1 tRNA gene is annotated in these 312 nt (G+C 47.8%); it reads right to left on the reverse strand.

Annotated features, from left to right (window positions below):
- Positions 1 to 123: 123 nt before the first annotated feature.
- Positions 124 to 199: transfer RNA gene (locus BHE89_RS00285), tRNA-Glu, on the reverse strand.
- Positions 200 to 312: the final 113 nt, after the last annotated feature.

The following is a 312-nucleotide window of genomic DNA, read 5'->3' on the forward strand; positions in this document are numbered from 1 at the left end:
TTTTTCAGCTTGTTCCAGATTGTTAAAGAGCATAATAGGTAAAATAACTCGCTTGAATTATCTTAACTATTCCCTGATTTTCATCAGATATAGTGTGGTACGCCTTTCACTCATACCGCGCATTGGCGTCCCCTAGGGGATTCGAACCCCTGTTACCGCCGTGAAAGGGCGGTGTCCTAGGCCTCTAGACGAAGGGGACTTCAGTCAGCTTCGCAGACGCGCTTTTGCTCGTTCTTCATCAGACAATCTGTGTGAGCACTGCACATAACACGTATCTCTTAGGTAAGGAGGTGATCCAACCGCAGGTTCCCC

Source organism: Shigella sp. FC1967, assembly GCF_001743005.1.
Classification (GTDB): Bacteria; Pseudomonadota; Gammaproteobacteria; order Enterobacterales; family Enterobacteriaceae; genus Proteus.